General features: G+C 76.4%; 11 protein-coding genes and 1 pseudogene. 6 read left to right on the forward strand and 6 right to left on the reverse strand.

Features of this window, described 5'->3' with window-relative positions:
• Positions 1-34: 34 nt before the first annotated feature.
• The 5 genes and pseudogenes from ABTW95_RS09935 (at position 35) to ABTW95_RS09955 (ending at position 3,149) form a co-directional block, all read left to right on the forward strand.
• A complete protein-coding gene (locus ABTW95_RS09935; RefSeq protein ID WP_396448611.1) occupies positions 35-574 on the forward strand; it encodes a pyridoxamine 5'-phosphate oxidase family protein in 540 nt (179 codons plus the stop codon).
• A 45-nt stretch (positions 575-619) separates the two neighbouring features.
• Positions 620-964: a DUF6191 domain-containing protein gene (locus ABTW95_RS09940; protein WP_396448610.1), complete on the forward strand. Its 345-nt coding sequence runs from the start codon at positions 620-622 to the stop codon at positions 962-964.
• A gap of 49 nt (positions 965-1,013) precedes the next feature.
• Complete coding sequence (locus tag ABTW95_RS09945; RefSeq protein WP_396448609.1) at positions 1,014-1,412, forward strand: hypothetical protein; 399 nt, start codon at positions 1,014-1,016, stop codon at positions 1,410-1,412.
• Positions 1,413-1,481: 69 nt separating this feature from the next.
• Positions 1,482-1,589, forward strand: a pseudogene (locus tag ABTW95_RS09950) (DUF2510 domain-containing protein); the annotation flags it as partial.
• Between the two features lie 711 nt (positions 1,590-2,300).
• Positions 2,301-3,149, forward strand: a complete 849-nt coding sequence (locus ABTW95_RS09955; RefSeq protein ID WP_500226123.1) for a M48 family metalloprotease — start codon at positions 2,301-2,303, stop codon at positions 3,147-3,149.
• Here ABTW95_RS09955 and ABTW95_RS09960 read toward each other — a convergent pair whose 3' ends face one another.
• Positions 3,150-5,273, reverse strand: coding sequence for a hypothetical protein (locus ABTW95_RS09960; protein ID WP_500225989.1), 2,124 nt, complete (start codon positions 5,271-5,273; stop codon positions 3,150-3,152).
• Positions 5,274-5,436: 163 nt separating this feature from the next.
• Here ABTW95_RS09960 and ABTW95_RS09965 point away from each other — a divergent pair, with 163 nt between their 5' ends.
• Positions 5,437-8,199: an ATP-binding protein gene (locus ABTW95_RS09965; RefSeq protein ID WP_500225991.1), complete on the forward strand. Its 2,763-nt coding sequence runs from the start codon at positions 5,437-5,439 to the stop codon at positions 8,197-8,199.
• Between the two features lie 127 nt (positions 8,200-8,326).
• Here ABTW95_RS09965 and ABTW95_RS09970 read toward each other — a convergent pair whose 3' ends face one another.
• The 5 genes from ABTW95_RS09970 to ABTW95_RS09990 all read right to left on the reverse strand — a co-directional run bounded on the left by ABTW95_RS09970 (position 8,327) and on the right by ABTW95_RS09990 (position 20,932).
• A complete protein-coding gene (locus ABTW95_RS09970) occupies positions 8,327-8,770 on the reverse strand; it encodes an OsmC family peroxiredoxin (protein WP_396448605.1) in 444 nt (147 codons plus the stop codon).
• 125 nt (positions 8,771-8,895) lie between these two features.
• Positions 8,896-9,630, reverse strand: coding sequence for a maleylpyruvate isomerase family mycothiol-dependent enzyme (locus ABTW95_RS09975; protein ID WP_396448604.1), 735 nt, complete (start codon positions 9,628-9,630; stop codon positions 8,896-8,898).
• Between the two features lie 48 nt (positions 9,631-9,678).
• On the reverse strand, positions 9,679-10,887 hold the full coding sequence (locus ABTW95_RS09980) for a glycosyltransferase (protein WP_500225994.1): 1,209 nt from the start codon (positions 10,885-10,887) through the stop codon (positions 9,679-9,681).
• The gene (locus tag ABTW95_RS09985; RefSeq protein WP_500225996.1) at positions 10,884-15,113 is read right to left on the reverse strand and encodes a beta-ketoacyl synthase N-terminal-like domain-containing protein; all 4,230 of its coding nucleotides are present in this window, start codon (positions 15,111-15,113) and stop codon (positions 10,884-10,886) included. The genes ABTW95_RS09980 and ABTW95_RS09985 overlap by 4 nt, the downstream gene beginning before the upstream one ends.
• Complete coding sequence (locus ABTW95_RS09990; protein WP_500225997.1) at positions 15,110-20,932, reverse strand: beta-ketoacyl synthase N-terminal-like domain-containing protein; 5,823 nt, start codon at positions 20,930-20,932, stop codon at positions 15,110-15,112. The genes ABTW95_RS09985 and ABTW95_RS09990 overlap by 4 nt, the downstream gene beginning before the upstream one ends.
• Positions 20,933-20,992: the final 60 nt, after the last annotated feature.

Here is a 20,992-nt window from a genome sequence, read left to right on the forward strand (position 1 = left end):
GACGGGGACAGTGCACGATCGAGAAGGGAACGCCATGCCGGCTGACGCCGCCGCGGAACCTGAGCCCACCGGGCCCGCCGAGCCCAAGGCCGAACGCCCGTACATGCCCGGCTACGGCATCGTCGGGCCGGACGAGGGCAGCGGCCTGCTGCCGTGGTCCTGGGCCGAGGAACGGCTGCGGGCGGCGCGCAACTTCTGGGTGTGCACCGTCCGGCCGGACGGACGCCCGCACGCCATGCCCGTGTGGGGCGCGTGGTCGGGCGAGGCGCTGCTGTTCAGCAGCTCCGTCCCGTCCCGCAAGATGGTGAACCTGCGGGCGAACCCGCAGGTCGTGGTGACCACCGAGGAGGCGGAGAACCCGGTGGTCATCGAGGGGCGCGCGGAGATCCTCACCGACCAGAAGGAGCTCCAGCGGTTCATCGACCTGGTCAACTCCAAGTACGCCACCCGCTATCGTGTCGACTTCCTGGACCCGGAGGTGAACGCCACCGTCGCGGTGCGCCCACAGTCGGTGTTCGGGCTCCGCCAGGGAGATTTCACCGGTTCTCCCACCCGGTGGTCGTTCGTAACCTGAATGTCCGCCGGGATCAATCTGGAGACTCATCGCGTTGGAGTCTGTGTGAAATCACCCTTTCGGCGCCGCAAGCGCGTCAAGGGCCGTCCGATGGGCAACCGCCCGGAGGCGGCCGAACCGGAGATCGTCGAATGGCCCCGCGAGGGGACCGGCAGGTCGTCGCTGATGGGCGCCATCCGCGGCGACGGCGAGACCGGGGCCGGCTTCGGCGGCGGCATGTTCGAGGACCTGGCGTCGGCGTTCGAGGGCTCCAAGAAGGTCAAGGTCGAGGAGCAGGAGCGGCAGCGGCTGCTGCGCCAGGACGACCACGAGCAGGCCGGGGACGGCGCCGCGCGGGACGACCTGGACTCCGGCAAGATCCGGATCCGGCGCACCCCGCCCACCGAATAGTGTCCGTTTTATATCGAACATAGGTTCGAATCGGCGTTATCCTGCCCTCGTGAGCACCTACGTTCCGCCCGGCTGGCCCTCGCAGGTGCATCCACCGGGCACCGACCGTTTCGAGGACACCGCCCTCGGCTGGCTGCTCGAGCTCGTCCCGCCCGAGTACCGCCGCTACGGCGTCCTGCGCCGCTACCCCATCGCCCTCGCCCGGATGGCCCGCCAGCACGTCGCCGCGTCCGTCGAGGCGGCCCGCGAGGGCTTCCGCACGGCCCGCGTCGACCTCGGCGACCTCGTCCCGCCGCACGGCGTCGACTCCGTCCTGGACGCCTACCGCCGCGAGGGCGCCCGCCTCGTCGCCGTCCTGCGCGCCGTGGAGCTGGTCGAGACGGCCCTGCGCGGCCTCGCCGACCCCGACGACCCCGCCCACCGCCGCCCCTTCACCCCCAAGCTTTGATGATCCCGTTGACTCGCTGTCGCGACGTGCGCAAGCCTTTGAGTCGATCCTGACGGGAGGCGGGTTCCGGTGAGCACACCACCCGGGTGGTACCCGGATCCAGAGTGGATGGGCCGCGAACGCTACTGGGACGGACAAACCTGGACCACCCACTCACGCCGCTACGAATCCCGCACCCGCCGCCGCCCCGCACCCCCGCCGGCAGCGCACCCAGCACCCGCCGAACCCGCGCCGGGTTCCCGCCCCGCGCCGCCGCCCGGCCCGCCGCACGCTTTCCCACACGCCCCCGCATCGCGGCCTGCGCCTGCTCAGCCACCCGCAGACACCGGCGGCCCGCCGCCGACCGATACCGGCACCTCGACGCAGCCCGACCAGGCACATCAGCCCCCAAGCGGACCACCGCTCCCGCCCTCTTCCCCGCACGGCCCCGCATCGCAGCCTGCGCCTGCTCAGCCGCCTGCCGCGGGCGTCCGAAGCGCGCCACCAGCGGATACCGGCACTTCAGCGTCCCCGGCACACGCTCGGCCTCCGGCTGATCCGTCACTCCCGCCCCCACACGCCCCCGCGCCGTGGCCTGCGCCTGCTCAGCCGCCCACAGACACCAGCGGCGCACCACCGACCGGTACCGGCACCTCGGCACTGCCGGACCAGGCACATCAGCCCCCAACCGGGTCGGCGCTCCCGGCCTCGCACGTCCCCGCGTCGTGGTCTGGGCATGCTCGGCCGCCTGTGGGTGGCGGGGGTGCGTCGGTGTTTCCGGCGCGGCCCGGGGACGTGTCGGCTCCCCCCGCCGCTTCTGCGTCGGAGCGGGCAGGTGACTGGGCGGTGCAGGGTTCGGTGGGCGGGGGAACGGTCCAGGGGCCGGGTGGGGTGGCTCAGGTGCCGGCCGTGGCGGGACGCGGGTTGCCGCCGGGGGCTCGCGACCTGCCGCCGGGACGGGGCGGGGTCGGGCTGGGGCCGGTCGCGGCCGTCGTGGGGGCCGAGTCCGTCCTGGTGGCGGCTGCCGGGTTCGGGCTGCATCTCGTGTGGCCGGTCTGGGGTGCGGTGGCCGTCGTCGCCGTGTGGGTCGTCGTGCTCGCGGCGCCGCTCGGGGCGGGGCGGGTGTACGGGTACCGGGAGCCGGACTCCGCGGAGCGCGTGCGGTTGGCGCAGGCGTGGCGGGACGTCCAGCGGCGGGCGGGGGCCGGGGCGTACCGGCTGGTGGTCGTCGATTCGGAGGAGCTGAACGCCTGCATGCCGTTCGGGCGGACGGTCGCGGTCACGTCGGCGTCGGCGCGGTCGCTGCCGCCCGGGCGGCTGGAGGCCGTGCTCGCCCACGAGCTGGGGCATCTGCTGGGGTGGCGGGCGGTCCCGGCGTTCGTGCACGCGCAGGTCACGCTGCCCGCCAGGGCGCTGCTGCGGGCGTTGCGCAGGTCGTGGTCGCCGGTCGGCCCCATGTGGCGGCGGGCCGTCGCGTGGCATCGGCCGATCGGGTTCGTGCTCGTGTTCCTCCTCGCGCTGGCCGCCGCTGCGGTCACGGTGGTCGCGGCGGTGCCCACGGGTGCGGCGTACGCCGCCGCGTGGGGTGCGCGGCTGCTGAGCCGGCGCGGCGAGGGCAGGGCGGACGCCGTGGCCGTGCGGCTCGGGTTCGGCGCCGAGCTGGTCGCCGTTGTGGAGGACCGCATCGAGCACGCCGGGGAGGGGCTGCCGCTCCACCTCGTCCGGCGGGCTCAGGGGCTGCGGCGGCGGCTCGGGTGATCAGCCCCCGCCGCCGAACAGCGGCGGCGGTCCCTGGCGCGGGCCGGGCCGGTGGCCGGGCGGCGGCCCCGGGTCGGACGCCAGGGGCGCCCGCGGGGGCGGCGGCGCGGGCGGCGTCGCCCACTGCGGCGGCGGGGCGGCCCAATGCGGCGGCAGGCGGGAGAGCGCGGCGGGGCCGGGAAGCGCCTGGCGCGGGGCGGGCGGGTCCGGGAGGGGGCCGGTCGTGACGCGGTCCAGCGTGATGATCGCCGGGTCGCACTCGACGGGCGTGACGGTGCGGCCCCCGCCGGGCGCCGACTGGACGAGCAGCAGCGCATGGTCGGGAAGGTGCTGCAGGGTGACGGGTTCGACGACGTACTCGTACACGCGCTGCGTCGTGTCGGCGTCGCTCCAGTTGGTGCTCTCCGCGTAGGAGTAGGCGGCCGACCAGTTGCGGGTGGTGGAGGTCGCGGTCCCCTCGGTGTCGGTGCGGCTCGTCGAACCGCCCCGGTTCCGGCCGCGCTGGCTGGACGTCGAGCGGTCGGGGAACAGCCCGAACATCTCCCCGCCCGAATAGCCGACGCCGGAGGAGCTGCTCGTCCCCCAGTTGCGGGACGTTCCGGTCGTGTGGCTCGTGCTCCGCGTCTCCGAATCGCCCTCGCCGCGCGTGCCGGTGGACGTGTGCGACTCGTTCCCGCCGACGTTCTTCGTGATCTGCGACAGGACGAACCGGTGGTCGCGCCCGATGAAGTCGGCGGCCCGCGCGGCGTCCTCGTGGTTGCCGAGCCGCATGAACGCGACCGCGCCGCCGCCGATCAGCTCGGCGGACGTCTCGCGCAGCCGCCGGAACAGCAGGGTCAGCGGGACGCCGCGCCGCTCGCAGGCGTCCGACAGCCGCTCCAGGTGGCGGCGGGCCAGCTCGTCCGCGCCGGCGACCACGAGGGCGGGCGTCGACTCCCAGGACGCGGTGATCCGGTGCGTGACCCACTGGACGATCAGGTCGGTGAGCAGTTCGGACCGCACGTTGCGGGCCTGGCTGTCCAGCGCGATGCAGGTCAGGTAGCCGGCGCCGGCCTTGGACGGCTCGGTGCCGAGGTTCTCCAGGGGGTGGACGTAGGACTCGATCCGCGACAGGTTCGCGTGGGCCTGGCGGCGGTACTCGACGGTGAACAGCTCGTTGGCGATGCGCCGCCGTTCGTCGCGGGTGAGGGCGTCCCCGTCGTCCGGTTCCCCCATCAGGACGCGCAGGGCGGCGGCGATCCGGGCGAGGGTGACGTCGTCGCCGAGGGCGCCGCACACCTTGGTCAGGATCCGGTCGTCCATGCTGCGCTCGGCGCGGGCGGCGTCGGGGGTTCCGCCGTGCATGGACTCGACGATCGCGTCCACGAGGTCCTGCGGCGGCATGTCGGCCAGGAGACCGGAGGACGCCTGCCGGCTGGGCAGGAGCTGCGCGTCCACCCCGATCCAGGCGGCCCTGGCCAGCTCGACCAGTTCGCGGCTGACGACCTCCCGGGACAGGTCGAGGACGAGCAGCGGCTGGACGGCGAGGGTGGACGTCCCGTAGGTGGTGAGCAGCGCCTCCCAGGCGAACAGCGTCCCGCCGAACACGTCCAGGCGGCGGCCGGGGCGCGGCGCTGCGCCCCATTCGGGGAGCCCGTCGAGCCGCGCCCGCTCGGCGGCCTCGTGGGCCTGCTTGCGCGCGTGCCACTGCCGCGCCTGTTCCTGGTAGCCGCCGACGACCTGCTTTTCGGCCAGCGCGTGGGCCTGCCGGGCGGCCTGCCGCTGCCGGACGGCCCACCATGTCAGCGCCCCGCCCGGCGCCATCGCGATGACGGCGAGGAGCAGCGACCCGATCGAGAGGCCGGTGGAGGCGCCGGCGGAGCAGGCGGCGAACATGACCAGGACGAGGGCTGCGGCCCCGCTGACCGGGAGCGTCCGGCTCAGCCTGCGCTGCGCGGCCCGCTCGGTCTCGGCGACCCGGCGCGCCAGGTACTCGGGGAGCGCCTGCCGCCGCGGCGGCGGCTCCGGGAACGGCGTGCGGAACCACCACCGGTCGCGGAACACCCATCCGATGCGGGGGTCGGGGCTGAAGAGCCGTTCACGGCGCGACAGCAGCCCCCCGTGGTCGACCGGTTCGCCCGTCACGACGCTGAACCCCCGCTCTGCTCGGGTGCCGACTGGACCGTCACGCCTTCGGGCCGCGCGGCGATGCCGCAGACCACCCAAGCAGATTGACTGGGAACTTGTCAGGCCCTACGTCTCAAATCGGCCTTCACACCGCGTCTCTTGCTCAATAGCCTGACTCCCCATGGCGGGGACGGAGATGTGGGAGCTGGTGCGCGGGCTGCCGGTGTGCCGGCTGCTGGAGGTGCCCCGCCCGGACCGGGAGGACGGCCGGGACGCGTGGCGCGACCAGCGGCTCGCGGCGCTGGTGTCGGCGTACCACGCGGGCGGGGAGCCGGTCCTCGTCGGCTGGCGGCGCGCGGCGGCGTTCGGGCCGGCGGAGGTGTTCGTCGGCGGGTCCGGGCTCATCGCCGACCGTGACGGGCGCGCGGCGACGCTGAGCCTGCCGGCGGGCGGGCGCGGGGTGGTGCTCCCGGGCGGCGTCGCCGAGGAGTCGATGGCGCACTGGGTCGGCATCGGCGGCATCGCGGACGGCCTGCTCGTCGACGACCGCCTCGGGGAGGAGGAGCCCGCCCGGCCGTCGCTGGAGGACGGCCTGCTCTCGGTGTGGATGCAGCCGTTCGCGTGGCTGCTGGTCGCCGAGCCCGTGGACCCGTCCGAGGCCGGGCGCCTCGCCGACGACCTCGCCGACCGGCAGCAGCGCGCCCAGTCGATGGCGGAGATGTCGCCGGAGGAGTCGGTGGCGGCCGTCCGGATGGAGCGCCGGCACCGGGAGCTGCGCCGGTCCGCGTCGTCCGGGCTGTGGCGGGTGCACCTGGCGGCGGGCGGCGCGACGCCGGAGGCCGCCGCGCGGGTGGCGGCGCTGGTGTGCGCGTCGGCCGACCTCTCGGGGCTGCCGTACGCGCTGGTCCCGGGCGCGAAGGGGCCGTTCGAGGCGAGCACCCGCCTGGTCGCGGCGCTGGCGCGGCCGCCCGTCCGGGAGGTCGCCGGGGTCCGGTTCGTGATGCGGCCGGAGTTCGACGTCACGCCGGAGCCGGCGGGCGCCGGGGTGCCGCTCGGCCGGGTCCTGGACCGCAACCGCCGCGAGGTCGGGCCGCTGTCGCTGCCGCTGCCCAGCCTGAACCGGCACACGTTCGTCTGCGGCGCGACCGGCGCCGGCAAGTCGCAGACGATCCGGTCGCTGCTCACCGCCGCGTCCGCCGCCGGGCTGCCGTGGCTGGTCGTGGAGCCCGCGAAGGCGGAGTACCGGCTGATGGCGTCGCGGCTGGCGGCGGCGGGGCTGCCGGACGCGGAGGTCGTCGCGATCCGCCCGGGGGACGCGGAGGCGATCGCCGCCGGGATCAACCCGCTGGAGCCCGCGCACGGCCCGGACGGGCGGCCGTTCCCGCTGCAGACGCACGCCGACCTCGTCCGGGCGCTGTTCCTCGCCGCGTTCGAGGCGGACGAGCCGTTCCCGCAGGTGCTCTCGGCGGCGCTGACCCGCTGCTACGAGCGGCTCGGCTGGGACCTGGCGCTCGGCGAGCCCGTGCACGCGGCCCCCGGGGGGCGCGCGGGGCCGCCGCCGCGCTACCCGACCCTCGCCGACCTGCAGGCCGTCGCCGAGGAGGTCGTCGACGACATCGGGTACGGGCAGGAGATCACCGACAACGTGCGCGGGTTCATCCGGGTGCGGCTGTCCAGCCTGCGGCTCGGCACGACCGGGCGGTTCTTCGAGGGCGGCCACCCGATCGACTTCGACGCGCTGCTCGCCCGCAACGTCGTCCTGGAGATCGAGGACGTGGGCGACGACCGCGACAAGGCGTTCCTGATGGGGACCGTCCTCGTCCGGCTGGTGGAGCACCTGCGGATGCGGCAGGGCGCGCCGGGACTGCGGCATCTCAGCGTGTTCGAGGAGGCGCACCGGCTGCTGCGGCGCAGCGAGCAGGCGGGTCCCGCGTCGCACGCGGTGGATACGTTCGCGAGCCTGCTCGCGGAGATCCGCGCGTACGGGGAGGGGTTGGTCGTGGCGGAGCAGATCCCGTCGAAGCTGGTCCCGGACGTCATCAAGAACACCGCCGTCAAGATCGTCCACCGGCTGCCCGCGCAGGACGACCGGGACGCGGTCGGCGCGACCATGAACATCACCGGCGCCCAGTCGCAGTTCCTCGTCACGCTGACGCCGGGCGAGGGCGCGGTGTTCGCCGACGGCATGGACTTCCCGCACCTGGTGCGCATGCCGGACGGCTCCGGGGTGGAGCGCGCGGCGCCGCTCGCCTCCCCCGGCGTCCTGGTGGCCCCGCGGAGCGGCACGTGCGGCGCGGACTGCCGCGACTCGCCCTGCACGCTCCGCGACATGCGCACCGCCCAGCGCGCCGTGGCCGACCGCCCGGAGCTGGTCCTGTGGGCGGAGCTGGCCGCCGCCGCGCACCTGACCGGCTGGGGCGCCCCCGCCCCGGACCCGTCCGTCCTGGACGGGCTGCCGCGCCGGCTCCGCGACTGCGCCGTCTCGCACGCCGTCGACGCGGCCGTCGCGTCCCGCGCCGCTCCGCCGGACCTGGCCGGCCATCTGGTGGCCGTCCTGCACGGCGAGCCGTGCGCCGACGACGAGACGGCCTATTTCGCCGCGCCCTACCGCTGGTGCCTCGTCCTGGAGGAACTGCAGCGAGCGCACAAGGAGAACCCCGACGGCGGCCGTCACCCGCTCAGCGGCAAATGGGAGGCCCTCTACAACAGGGCCATTCCCGGCGCCACTCTGGCCGATCAACTCGCCGTTGTCACCGCCTGGTGGAACCGTGACCAGCGCGACCTCGACGCCCGGTCCCTCGCGCTGTGGGGCACGACTTCGGCGATCGAGACCGCGGTGGGCGCCGTCCGGAGCGACGCCGACTGGCCCGACCGCCTCCGCGAGGCCACCGCCGGGTTCGGAGACGCGGGCGGCCTGATCGAGGGCTTCATTCCCACCGAATAGCCGTCTTCTGATGCACCCTGGTGACCATGGGGCTTCTGGAGCAGGTGGCACCGAACCTTGTCGACGTCCTCCGCCGCGACGCCTGGTGGATGCGACGCCACCCTGCGGGGCGCCCGCCGCCTGCGGCTCAGTCCTTGACGAGCTCCGCCTCGACGCTGATCTCGGCGCCGGCGAAGAGCCGGGACACCGGGCACAGCTCGGCCGCCTCGTCGACCGCGGTCTGGAAGCCGGCGGCGTCGAGGTCGGGCACCTTGCCCTCGACGCGCAGCGCCGACGACACGATGGTCGGCACGCCGTCCACCTCGTCGAGCGTCACGGTCGCGGCGACGGTGAGGCGCTCCGGCCGAGCCTTGTGCTCGCCGAGCCGCAGCGCGAGCGCCATGACGAAGCAGGACGAGTGGGCGGCCGCGGCGAGCTCCTCCGGGCTCGTCTTCCCGTCCGGCCGGACGGTGCGGGCGTCCCAGCTCACCGGCAGCCCGCTGAAGGCGCCGGTCGTCCCGTTGAGGGTGCCGCTCCCCTTGGCGAGGCTGCCTTCCCAGGTGGTCTCCGCCGTCCGCTCAGCGATCGCCATGTCCGTCTCCTCCTACTGTGACCGGATTACTTTTTTCCACGCTTCACCTATTTTTACAGGCTTATATGTGAAAAAAACAAGGGCGAGCGCGGCGCGATGACCCGGTCGCGGGGGCTTGCGGGGTGTCAGGCGGCGTAGTTGCGCAGGACGCGGAGGGCCTCGGCGGCGTGCGGCCCCTCGGCGGTCAGCGCGGTCTGCGCGGGGGTCAGCCGGCGGGCGCCGACGCGGCAGAACTCCGCGGCCGGGCCGGTGATGCGCGACGGGGCCGCGGGGTCGCCGAACGTCCAGCGCGCCCCGCCGGGGGCGGTGAGGTCGCAGTGGACGGGCGCGTCCGGGAGGCCCTCGACGGAGAACGCGTAGGGCAGGGTGCGGTGGGCCAGCCAGGCGATGTGCCGGAGCCGGTCGGTGTCGGGGTAGGCGATGCCGAGCGGGACGGCGATGTCCTGGGCGTGGGCCCAGTGCTCGGCGATCCGCGTGGTGGCGAGCGTGCGGGGCGAGAGGGAGGTCCGCACCCAGGGCATGCGCGTGCCCGGCGGCTGCGCGCGCAGGAGGTCGGCGGTGGCGAAGGCGGACCTGCGCCAGCGCGCGAGCAGGTCGGCGGGAGGCGACCCGCGTTCGGCGGCGACCATGCCGTCCACCACGTCGTCCACGCTGCTGCCGGCGGACGACAGGAACGGCGTCGCCTCCCCGGCGGCCGGCTCGCTGATCACTTCGTTGGTCTGCGCCAGGTGCAGGACGACGTCGGAGACCGTCCAGCCCTCGGCGCCCGACGGGTGCGCCCACTGCTCCGGGGTCAGGGACGTCAGCATCGCGTCCAGCTGCTGGTACTCGGCGGTCAGGTCGTCGAAGACATCGGCCATGCCGCCACGTTAACCGAATCTGATTCGGTTTGATCTGTCCACAGGTGGTCAGGCGAGCTTCTCCAGGCGGTCGGCGGCCTCGGCGGCGCCTCCGGCCGCCGCGAACGCCGGCCGGGCGGCCTCGGCGGCGGCGCGGTGCGGGCCGTCGGCGAGGACGGCGGCGAGGGCGGCGCGGAGTTCGTCCGGATCGTCCACGGAGATGCCCGCGCCGGCGGCCTCCACCCGGCGGGCGATCACCGGCTGGTCGTCCCGCATCGGCGCCATCACCAGCGGAAGCCCGTGGGACAGGGCCGCGCAGACCGTGGAATGGCCGCCGTGGCAGGCGACGGCCGAAAGGCGCTCCAGGAGCTTGTGCCGGGGGACGCGCTCGCGGACCAGGACGTTCGGCGGCGGCGCGTCCACCCCGGCCCCGGCGAAGACGGCCTGGACGTCCATGTCGCGGACGGCGTCGGCGGCGGCCCGGAAGAACCGCTCGGCGGGCGGACCGGTGACCTTGCCGAGGGTGACCAGGACGGCGGGGCGGCCGTCCAGCCACTCCCACGGGAACGCGCACGGCGCCTCGCGGGTCGCGGCCGGGCCGACGAAGGCGAAGTGGTCGGGGAAGAAGGAGGTGTCGCCGACCAGCGCCGACGTGGAGAAGACCAGCGTGAGGTGGTCGGAGAAGCGCAGGTCGAGCAGGTCCTCGATGCCGTGGTCGAGCTGGAAGTCCCCGATGTGGTCGCGGATCTCCTCCTCGACGTCGGGCCGGTCGGCGAGCGGGCGGGTGAACTCGGCGGGCGACGCGGCGGAGGTCGCCCAGGGGATCTCGCGGTGCCGGGCCGCGACGGGCGCGGCGAGCACGGCCTGGTCGGAGACCACCGCGTCCGGGCGGAACCGGTCGAGGGCGCGCTCGACGCCCGGCATCATCGCGTGGCCGAGCGGGACGAGGAAGTCCTCCCACAGGAAGCGGACGGCGTCGAGGCCGCGCAGCTCCAGCCAGCGGTCCCGCACCGGGCCGAACTCGTCCCCCGCGGTGCTGAAGATGCGCGAACCCGGCCGCAGCAGCGGCTCCAGCGTCGGGCGGTGCCCCGTCCAGGCGACCTTGTGGCCGCGGCGGGCCAGCTCGGCGGCGACCGCGACGGTCGGGGCGATGCGGCCGGTGAGCGGCGGGACCGCGAACAGGAAGCGGCGCTCCGGTGTCCGCACCCGCTGGATGCCCGGGTCGCCGAGGATGGACGGGACCTGGACTCGGCGGGCGCTCGCGCGGCGCTGGGTCATGCTCGGCTCTCCTCCATGTCCGTACCGGCGGACGCGGTCGTCCAGGCGACGACGTGTCCGTCGAGTTCGCGGGTCTGCACCGTGGTGACCGCGCCGCCGGCGGCGATGAGGAGCCGCTCGGCGTCGGCGACGGTCACGACCAGTTCGGCACGGTCCGTCTTCATCGACTGCAGCACCGCCTGCTTGGCCGCGCGGACCCGTGCGTTGTTCTCGTTGACGGCCAGCCCGATGCCCGCCGGGACGGCGCCGGGCCGCACGAGGGCCACGCCCAGCTCGGCGTCCGAGGCGATCGAGACGGTCAGGGGCTCGTCGAAGGGGCCCGCCACGGCCGGCCCGTCCTGCACGGTGAGCTCGGCGGGGAAGAGCGGGCCGTGGCCGTTGCGCCAGAGGTGGTCCCTGACGGCGTCCTTGGCCGCGATCCGCCCCAGCAGCCACGGCCCCTGCGCGACCGGCGGGAGCGCTTCGTACTCGGCGCGCTCGGCGGCGCGCAGGTACTGGCGCATGAGCAGGTCGCGCGACGCCGTGCCGTCCCAGCGTTTGCGGGCCAGCGTCCACCCGCCGGGCTGCGGCTCCCCCGTCCCGGACACCTCGGGGGTGAACTTCATCCGCCACAGGGCTTCGTCCGTGTAGAAGCGGTGCGTGGTCCAACCGTCGATGCGCGCCCACACCGCCCCGTCCTCGCGGACCATCTCCGCTGAGCAGCGCATGGTCGTGTCCGTGAGGGACTGGTTCCAGACGGTCGTCTCCAGCCGCTCCCCCGGGGACGGCGACGCCCCGTACAGCAGCACCCGCTCGATCCCCACGGGGAACACGGTCTGGTTGGTGTCGCCGTACACCTGGATCCAGTGCGCGCAGAGCTGCCCGGCGCCGTCCATGAGCGCGCCCGGCGTGGGCAGCGCGGTCAGGACGGCGCGCACACCGTCCTCCGCCAGGGCCGTGATCTCGCTGATGCCGCGGAAGAGCGGGCCGTGGAACATCCAGCGCTCCTCGTACAGCCGCTCGGCGGTGACGATGGGCGGCCCCTCGATGGTGAGCGGCGTGTGGTCCGGGGTGGGCGGCGCCGGGTAGCGCTCGGCGAGCAGGACCGTCCCGTCGGCGTAGTCCGGGATGACGACCTTCACCTTGCGCGGGCGGGCGCCGCCGTCGGCGAGGCGGGCTCTGATGTCGACGGTCGTGGGCGGGTCGGCCACCATCCACCGGACGGCCCGGACGTCCTCGAACCCGACGACGACCATGTCGGGCAGCAGCTCGCGCGCCGTGCCGGCCATCGCCTCCACCAGCGCGGCCAGCGGGACGACCGGGAACCGGTCCGACATGTCGGGCCAGCCGGGGGCCTGCGGGACCAGGCAGTGGTCGGCCAGCTGCGGCATCGCCTCGACGGAGAAGACGCGGGAGACGCTCAGCTCGGCGGCCGCCGGGGACGGCTCCGCCGCCGCGGCGGGCGACGGCCCGCCCCCGAGCGCCTCCAGCACCGACTGCGCGCCCGTCGTCGCGTCGTTGAGCAGCGCCTCCAGTTCCGCCATGACGGGATCGTCGGCGGGCAGCGACGGGACGCCGGGCGCCGGGCGGATCGGCTCCACCGTCCCGCCCAGCCTGACCAGCGGCGTGCCGAGGTCGAGCCGCAGGCCGCCGGCCGGCGCGGGCGGCGCGCAGCCGCCGTAGCCCTCGGCCCACAGCGCGGCGACGACCCGGCGCAGCTGCGCCATCCCGTCCCGGTCCGGCACGTTGACGGCCATCGCCAGGTGCTCGCGGTCGCCGAGCCGGTCGGCGACGAACCCGGTCAGCCCGCCGGGCCCGACCTGGACGAACGCCCGCACGTGCGCCGCGCCGTACAGCTCCTCGATCAGCTCGCCGAACCGGACGGGCTCGCGCAGGTGCCGGACGGCGAGGTCGCGGACCGCCTCGGCCCCGCGCGGGAACGGCGCCGCCGCCGACCCCGACCACACCGGTACGCGGGGCTCGCGGATCTCCAGCGCCTCGAACGAGTGCCGAAGCTGCTTCTCGAACGCCTCGGCCGGGGGCGCGTGGAAACCCGTCCGGAACGGCAGCTCCGTGCCGAGGACCCCCTCCGACGCGAGCCGCCCGAGGATCTCCCGGACGGCCTCCGGCGGCCCGCAGACCACCGACTGGTGCGGGCAGTTGTCGTGGCTGACGACGACCCCGGACCCCGCCGCGGCGGCCTCCCGCGCCCGCGCCGCGCCGCAGCCGAGCGCCGCGTACAGGACGTCGGGGCCGTCGAGCACGGCGCCGTCGAGGTCCCGGACGAGCGCGGCGGCGTCGCACATCCCGGCGACGGCCATGGCCGTCCACTCGCCGAGGCTGTGCCCCGCCATGACGTCGGCCTCCACGCCCAGCTCGGCGAGCGCGGCGGCCAGCAGGCGCCCGGCGCCCAGGACGTCGGCGGCGTGGCCGATCAGGTCGGTGCGGCCCGTGAGGCCCGGGTCGGGCATCCCGAAGTGCTCGGCGACGTCGGCGACGCGCGGGGCGAAGGCGGGCTCGAACCCGGGGAACAGGAACGCCAGCCGCCCGCCCTCCGCGAGCAGGGGCCGCGGCGAGAACCACACATCGCTGCGGCCGCGCCACGCGGTCCCCCGCTGGACGACGGCCCGCGCCAGCTCGAGCCTGCGGGGCGTGGGACCGACGATGGCGAGCCTGCACGGAAGGTCGGGGACATCCTCCGCCGCCCGCGCCAGGAGCCTGCCGTCGGGGGCGGCCAGCTCCTCGGCCAGCTCCTCGGCGGTGCGCGCGGCCAGGCGCAGCACGGCCTCGCCGTCCCGCGGCGTGTCGAGCCTCCGCCGCCCCGCCCGCCGGGCGCACGACGACGGCGGCTCCTCCAGCACGACATGCGCGTTGGCACCGCCGAACCCGAAGGCGTTCACCACGGCCCGCCGGGGGCCGCCGTCCCGCCGCCACTCGGACGCCTCCCGGAGCGGCCGCAGCCGGCCGTCCTCCAGCGCCGGGTGCGGGTCGTCCACGTGCAGCGTCGGCGGCAGGACGCCGTCGCGCAGCGCGAACGCGGCCTTGATCAGCCCGGCCATCCCGGCGGCGTGCATCGCGTGCCCGATCATCGACTTGACGGTGCCGAGCCCGACCGGCGGGCCGTCCGCGCCGAGGACGCGGCGCAGCGTCGCCAGCTCCGTCTCGTCCCCGGCCGGGGCGCCGGTGCCGTGCGCCTCGACGAGCCCGACCGCGCCGGGCGCCGCCGGGTCCAGGCCCGCGTCCCGCCAGGCGCGCTCGACGGCGAGGACCTGCCCGTCCACCAGCGGGCTCATGATGCTCGCGGCCCGCCCGTCGCTGGACGACCCGGCGCCGAGGATGACCGCGTGGATCCGGTCGCCGGCGCGCTCGGCGTCCGACAGCCGCTTGAGCAGGACCATCCCGGTGCCCTCGGCGAGGAGCGTGCCGTCGGCGGCCCGGTCGAACGGGCGGATCGTCTCGCTCGGGCTGAGCGCGCGCAGCTGGCTGAACAGGCTCCACACGGTGGCGTGGTGCGCGAGGTGGACGGCCCCGGCCAGCATCGCGTCGGCCTGCCCGCCGCGCAGCGCCCGCACGGCGTGCTCGACCGCGAGCAGCGACGAGGCGCACGCCGCGTCGAGCGTGTAGGCGGGGCCGCGCAGGTCGAACGTGCCGGCGATGCGGGACGCGGCGAGGCTCGGCACCAGCCCGATCGGCGCGTCCGGGCCGTCCGGGCCGAGCCGCTCGCAGAACGCCCGGCGGATCTCCGCCAGCCGATCCTCCCCGAGGTCCGGGACCAGCTCGGCGAGGATCGCGGCGACCTGGTGGGACGTCCGGACGCGCTGGTCGTGGCGGGCCAGGCCGGGCGTGATGTAGCCGCCGCGCCCGACGACCACGCCGATCCTGGACCGGTCGGGCAGCCGCTCGTCGCCGCCGGCGTCGGCGATCGCGTCCCCGGCGGTGCGCAGCGCGAGGAGCTGGTCGGGCTCCATGCCCCCCACGGCGGCGGGCAGGATCCCGAACCGCGCCGGGTCGAAGGTGGCCAGCTCGTCGACGAACCCGCCGCGCCGGCAGTAGAACCGGTCGCACTCCGGGGCCCGCGTGTAGGCGTCCGGGTCGTAGTAGAGGGCGGGGTCCCAGCGCCCGGGCGGCACCTCGCTGATCGCGTCGAACCCGGCGAGGACGTTGCGCCACAGCTCGGCCGCCGACCCGGCGCCCGGGAACACGGCCCCGGCGCCGACGATCGCGATCGGCTCGCGGTCCCTGTTCACCGGTCGTCTCCGGTCAGGAGAACATGCGTCTCGTCCCCCGCGCCGATCTCCCGCACCAGCGCCGCCGCGGCGGCGCCCGGATCGACCGCCCCCAGGCCGGCGACGAGCGTCCGCCCCCGCAGCCGGCGGCGCCACGCGTGCGCCAGCATCGCGCACGCGTCGTCCCCGGCTTGCATGTCGTCGCCGCGGAGACCGCACAGGACGGCGAAGAACCCCACACCGGACGGGACCGCCTGAGCGAGCGCGGCGGCGCCGTCCACCCGCGCCCGGTACGCCTCTTCGAGGCCGCCGGGCGTCTCGGCGAACCCTGCGGCGTGGATGACGCCGTCCAGGCGCCGGTGGGTCAGCTGGACGTTCTCGACGAGGCTCCGCACGGCCTGCGCATCCCGCGCGTCGCCCACGTGACACCTGACGGACGCCGCATGCTCCCGCATCAGCCGCACGTCCTGTTCCGGCGTGCGGCCCATGAGCTCGATGTGGCAGCCGCTCGTCCGGGCCAGTTCCAGGGCCGTCCGCGCGACGACCTCGTGCTCGCCGCCGGTCAGCACGACGACCGCGTCCCGCCCGAGGTCAGGGGCGCCGTCCGGCGGCTCGGACGGGAGCAGCTCCAGCCCGCGCCGCACGCCGCCCCGGTGCCCGACCGCGACCGGCCCATCGGGAGCCAGCAGCTCCGCCATGATCCGCCGCGCGATCGCCCGCGGGGTGTCGTCGGTGTCCATGTCGAGCGCCCGCACCAGCGCCTCGGGCCGCTCCCGCGCGAGCGTCCGGGCCAGCCCGCGCAGCCCCGCGCCCGGCGCCGGATCGCCGGCGGCGCCGCCGGCGAACCCCTGCCCGAACGTCCCGCCGGCCCCGCTCGCGAGGACGAGCCACCGCGGCTCCCCCTCCAGCGCACGCCCGATCCCCGCGAACGCCCAGGGCAGCACGGCCGCCGCCCCCGGCCGCAGGGCCGCCAGATGGACGAGCCCTTCACACGGCCCGTCGACGTCCGGCAACGTCCGCACCTCCGCACCGCGGCGTTCGAGCAGATCGCCCAGCTCGACCGCGATGCCGCACCCGTCGTCCACGAGCACGAACCGCGCACCGGCGAAGGCCTCCCCCGGCTCCGGCGCCCTGGGAAGGGGCTCAAGCTCCACAAGCCGCGAAACCCGCCGCACGACCCGACCGCGACCCCCAGGCCGCGGCCACACCTGCCGGTCGGCAGAACACTCCCCCACCGCCCCATCCGCGGCGGGCTCCCCCCGCCAAGCCGGCCCTTCACCCCCGACCGGCTCCCGACGCACGGCCGGCTCGTCGCGCACAGCCGTACCCTCACGCATGATCGGTCCACCGCGCACGGCCGAGCCCTCTGACACGACCGATCCCCCGCGCTCGGCCGACTCCCCGCGCAGGGCCGAGCCCTCGCGCACAGCCGATCCCCCGCGCAGGGCCGAGCCCTCTGACACGACCGATCCCCCGCGCACGGCCGACTCCCCGCGCAGGGCCGAGCCCTCGCGCGTAGCCGAACCCTCGCGCGTAGCCGAACCCTCGCGCGTAGCCGAACCCTCGCGCGTAGCCGAACCCTCGCGCGTAGCCGAACCCTCTGACGCGGCCGATCCCCCGCGCATAGCCGAGCCCTCGCGCACAGCGGAACCCTCGCGCACAGCCGATCCCCCGCGCGTAGCCGAGCCCTCTGGCACGGCCGGCTCGGCGCGCACGGCCGGCTTCTCGCATGCGACCGGTTCCCGTGGCGCGGCCGGTTCTTCGTACTCGGCCAGGTCTTGCCGCACGGTGGATCCGACACGCGCTGCGGGTTCGGCGCGCACGGCCGGTTCGTTGCGCACGGCTGGTTCGTTGCGCATGGCCGGGACTTCGGGGACGGCGGGTTCCTGCTTCGCGGCCGGGGTGGGGCCGCCGGACAGCGCCATGGTTCGTACGTGGGCGCTTGGGCGGGCCGGTGGCGGGACGCTCGGGCGCGGCGGTTCGGCGGGGGCCGCCAGGTGGCGGAGGACGACCTCGCGCTGGGCGGCGATGATCTCCCGGCTCGTGCGCAGGTACTCCAGGACGGCGGGGTCGGCGGGGCGGGCGGCGGCGATGCGCTCCGGCGGGCGGAGCGCGCCGGGCGGGTAGCCGCCTGCGGCGGTGCGTACGCGGTGGCCGTCGACGAGCCAGCCCGGCGCGGCGGCACCGCCGGTGAGCGGGCGGGTGCCGCGTCCGGCGAAGAGGGGCAGCGGGTCGACCGCGATGCCGGCGGCGGCCAGCTCGGCGAGCGCGCGCAGCAGCGCCACCAGCCCGTTCTCGCCGGGGGCGGCGCAGCTGACGGCGGTGTGCGGGCGGTCGCCGAGGACCGCGGCGGCGAGGTCGGTCAGGGCGCGGCCGGGACCCGTCTCCACGAACGTGCGGGCTCCCGCGTCGTACATCGCCTCGATCTGCTCGGCGACGTGGACGGGCGCGGGCGGCGCCGCGGCCAGGTCGGCCGGGTCCGTCTCGTACGGGCGGGCCGTCGTGTTCGCCCAGACCGGGAAGGCGGGCGAGCGGAGGTCGCGGCCGAGGAGGTCGTCGCGGGACGGGGGCGCGCCGGCGCACGCGGCGCCGACGTCGATCATGTCGGTGTCGTCGATGACGCCGGCGGCGCAGAGCGCGGCGAGTTCGCCGTGGCCGTGGCCGGCGGCGAGGTCGGGGTGGACGCCGACGGCGGTGAGCAGGCGGTGCACGGCCAGGCCCGCGACGCCGGTGCCCTCGTGGCGCCCGCCGGCGAGGCGCAGCAGGCGCTGGAGGCGGGGGAAGGCGACGAAGAGATCGGCGACCGTGCCGGGCCGCCCGTCCTCGTCCGGGAACAGGAAGGCGACCTGGCCGGGCTCGCCGGACGCGAGGCGGACGCCCCGCTCGGGGCGGAACTCCGCGGCGAGGGCGAGCTTCTCGCGGAGGTCGTCCGGCCCGGTCGCCGCGAACGCCGCCTGCACGGGGCCTCCTAGGGACGCGGCGGTCCGGGCGAGATCGCGCAGGCGGGGCTCCCCGTCGTCCAGGAGCCGCGCCAGCCGGTCGATCTCCTCCCGCGCGGCGGCCCGGTCGTCGCCGCGGATCAGGAACAGCTCGGCGGGCCACTCGGCGAGCCCCGACACCGGTTCGGGAGCGCCCGCATAGCCGGAGAGGACGGCGTGATACCGCGTGCCGCAGAACCCGGAGGCGCCCACGCCCGCGAACCGGTCGCCGGGGCGGGCGGTCCAGGGGCGGGCCGGCCCGGGGAGCACGCCCGTGTGCAGCGCGCAGGCGATCTTGATCAGCTCGGCGGGGCCGTCCGCCCCGGCGAGCCCGGCGGCCGACGGCGGCACGCCCGCCCGCTCGTGCGCGCGCTCAAGGGCGGGCCGGCCGCTGGATCCGGCGACGGACTCGACCACCGCGTAGATCCGGTCGCCGTCGCGCTCGGCGTCGGCGAGGCGCTTGAGGACGACGCAGGCGACGCTCTCGTCCGGGGCGGTCGCCAGGTCGTGCAGGCGGGCGCCCCCGCAGAGCGCCATGGAGCTCGAACCCGTCACGAGGTCCTTGCAGGCGGCGTCGAGGGCCGCGAGGGACGTCCCGGCGATGGTGCAGGCCGTTCCGCCGAGGCCGAGGCGGTCGGCGATCCGCGCGGCGGCCGCGCCGGCGGCGGCGCCGTCCGGGGAGTCCCCGGCCGGACGCGGGAGCTGCTCGTCCAGCCCGGCCGGGAGCCCGCCGAGATAGGACGGGAGCGCCGCGCGCAGGGCGTGCGCGGCGCCGAGGTCGCCGCCGCCCTCGGCGGCGAAGAACACCGAGGTCCGGGACCGGTCGAACGGCCGGTCGGCGTAGCCCGCGTCCCGCAGCGCGCGGGACGCGACCTCCAGCGACAGCAGCTGCACGGGGTCGATGCCGCCGATCGCGTCGGCGGGGATGCCGTAGGCCGCCGCGTCGAACGGGACGGCGGGAAGACGGCCGCCCGGCTCGCCGGCGCCGCGGACGACGCCCGCCCAGTAGCCGTCGGTGTCGCGGGCGCCCGGGGCGACGCAGCCCATGCCGATGATCGCGATGCCGGCCGGGCGCGCGGGTTCCCGCGCGGCGTCGGCGGCCCCGATGCCCAGCTCGGCGGCGCGCGCCGCGAGGAACGCGGTCGCGCCGGAGGTGACCTGCTCGTGCAGGTCGGCGATCCCGGTCCGGGCCGAGCGCAGCGCCGCCGCCTGCCCCATCGCGTACATGCCTTCGGAGCGCTGCCGGACGGGGTCGACGGGCGTGCCGAGCCGCAGTCCCCGGCTCGCCAGGTGCAGGCGCCCGGAGTTCAGCTTCTCCAGGCGGCGCCGCACCTCCGGCTCCGGCGTCCCGGCCTGCTCCAGCTCGCGGCGGGTCTCCTCGAACGTTTCGACGTAGGGGGTGCGGGCGCAGCGGACCGCCTGCCCGGGGGCGGTCTCCAGCAGGGCGGTGCCCTCGCAGGCGAGCGCGACCTCCTGGTAGCCGGGCGCGATGGCGCCGGCCGCGACCGCCTCCTGCGTGAACAGGTAGGCGGTGCCCATCAGGACGCGGACGTCGGCGCCGCGCTCGGCCAGCGGCCCGGCCAGCGCGGCGACCATCGCGGCGGACCGCTCGTCGTGGACGCCGCCCGCGAACATCAGCGACAGCTCACCGGCGTCGCCGCCGAACCCCATCAGCCGTTCGACCTGCGCGTCCCACAGCGGGAAACTCGCGTGCGGCCCGACGGGGCCGCCGCCCTCGCGGCCCGCGAGGACGAACTTCCGCGCGCCCTCGCCGAGGAGCCGGCCGAGCGCCTCGGGCGACGGGGCGTGCAGGTAGGCGGCGATCCCGGCGGCCTCGAGCGCCGCGGCCTCCGCGGCGTCCCCCGCGCCGGTGATCGCGTACGGGGGGCGGGCGTCCCGGACGGCGGTGAGCTGCTCCGCGCGCAGTTCCGGCGGCGCCCCGGCGGCGATCGCGGCGCCCCAGGGACGGTCGCCGAGCCGGTCGGCGGTCTCCCGCAGCAACGCCCGCACCCGGCCGCCGTCCATCGTGCCGAGCGCCAGGAACGGCAGGCCGCCGTCCTGTGCGACCGCGCCCGCGAACGCCGACCGGTCGCTGACCTGCGCCATCGGCCCCTGCACGGCGACCGGGACGGGGCGCGGCGCCAGCGGCTCGGCCCGCACGGCGGCCCGCAGGTGCGCGGCGATCTGCTCGCGGACGGCCTGGACCACTCCCCCGGCCGTCTTGTGGCGGCGGGCGAGCGCCGGCGCCGGCGCGTCGAGCCCGCCCAGGTCCATCTCCCGGACGCAGGCGAGCTGCTCGTCCAGGACGATCCCGGCCGCGCCGCCGGCGACGGACGCCGCGGCCGTGTGGGGACCGATGCCGCCCGCCGCGTACACCGGGACGTCGAGGTCGGCCAGCAGTCGCTGGAGCAGGATGAACGTGGTCATGTCGCCGCGGCCGCGCGCGATGATCCCGACCTGGTCGGTCAGGCCGCGCCCGACGCGGACGGCGGCCGCCGCCTCGGCGGGGTCCGCGACCTCGATCAGCAGGCGGCGCCCCCGGGCGATCGCGGCGATGTCGAGCCAGTCGCCGGACGCGGGCGCGGGGGCGTCCACGACGACGGTGCCGGCGACGGGCGGGACCTCCGCCGCGCGGACGCCGCACCCGGCCGGGACGCGGACGCCGAACGGGCCCGCCCACCAGCGGCGCACGTCGGCGAGCGCGGCGAGCGCGGGCGCCCGGTCGGCGCCGAGGTCGAGGATCCCCGTCCCGCCGGCGCGCGCGACGGCCACGGTGAGATGGGGCACGGGCCGGCCGGGCGGGGCGGCCCCGATGATCTCCGTCCCGGCGCCTTCCGCGGGGGCCGGGTGCCCCCGTGACATGCCGTATCCGCCGGCGTCCGCCGTCATGCTGTGCCCCCCGACGTCCCGTGCGCCAACAAC

Origin of the sequence: Spirillospora sp. NPDC127506 (genome assembly GCF_040302145.1) — a bacterium.
In the GTDB taxonomy this organism is placed as follows: domain Bacteria; phylum Actinomycetota; class Actinomycetes; order Streptosporangiales; family Streptosporangiaceae; genus Spirillospora.

Excerpts from the sequence above, each read along its gene's own strand:
- ABTW95_RS09935 (WP_396448611.1), top strand. The coding sequence starts at position 35 with ATGCCGGCTGACGCCGCCGCGGAACCTGAGCCCACCGGGCCCGCCGAG.
- ABTW95_RS09970 (WP_396448605.1), bottom strand. The coding sequence starts at position 8,770 with ATGGCGATCGCTGAGCGGACGGCGGAGACCACCTGGGAAGGCAGCCTC.
- ABTW95_RS09965 (WP_500225991.1), top strand. The coding sequence starts at position 5,437 with ATGGCGGGGACGGAGATGTGGGAGCTGGTGCGCGGGCTGCCGGTGTGC.
- ABTW95_RS09975 (WP_396448604.1), bottom strand. The coding sequence starts at position 9,630 with ATGGCCGATGTCTTCGACGACCTGACCGCCGAGTACCAGCAGCTGGAC.
- ABTW95_RS09990 (WP_500225997.1), bottom strand. The coding sequence starts at position 20,932 with ATGTCACGGGGGCACCCGGCCCCCGCGGAAGGCGCCGGGACGGAGATC.
- ABTW95_RS09980 (WP_500225994.1), bottom strand. The coding sequence starts at position 10,887 with ATGACCCAGCGCCGCGCGAGCGCCCGCCGAGTCCAGGTCCCGTCCATC.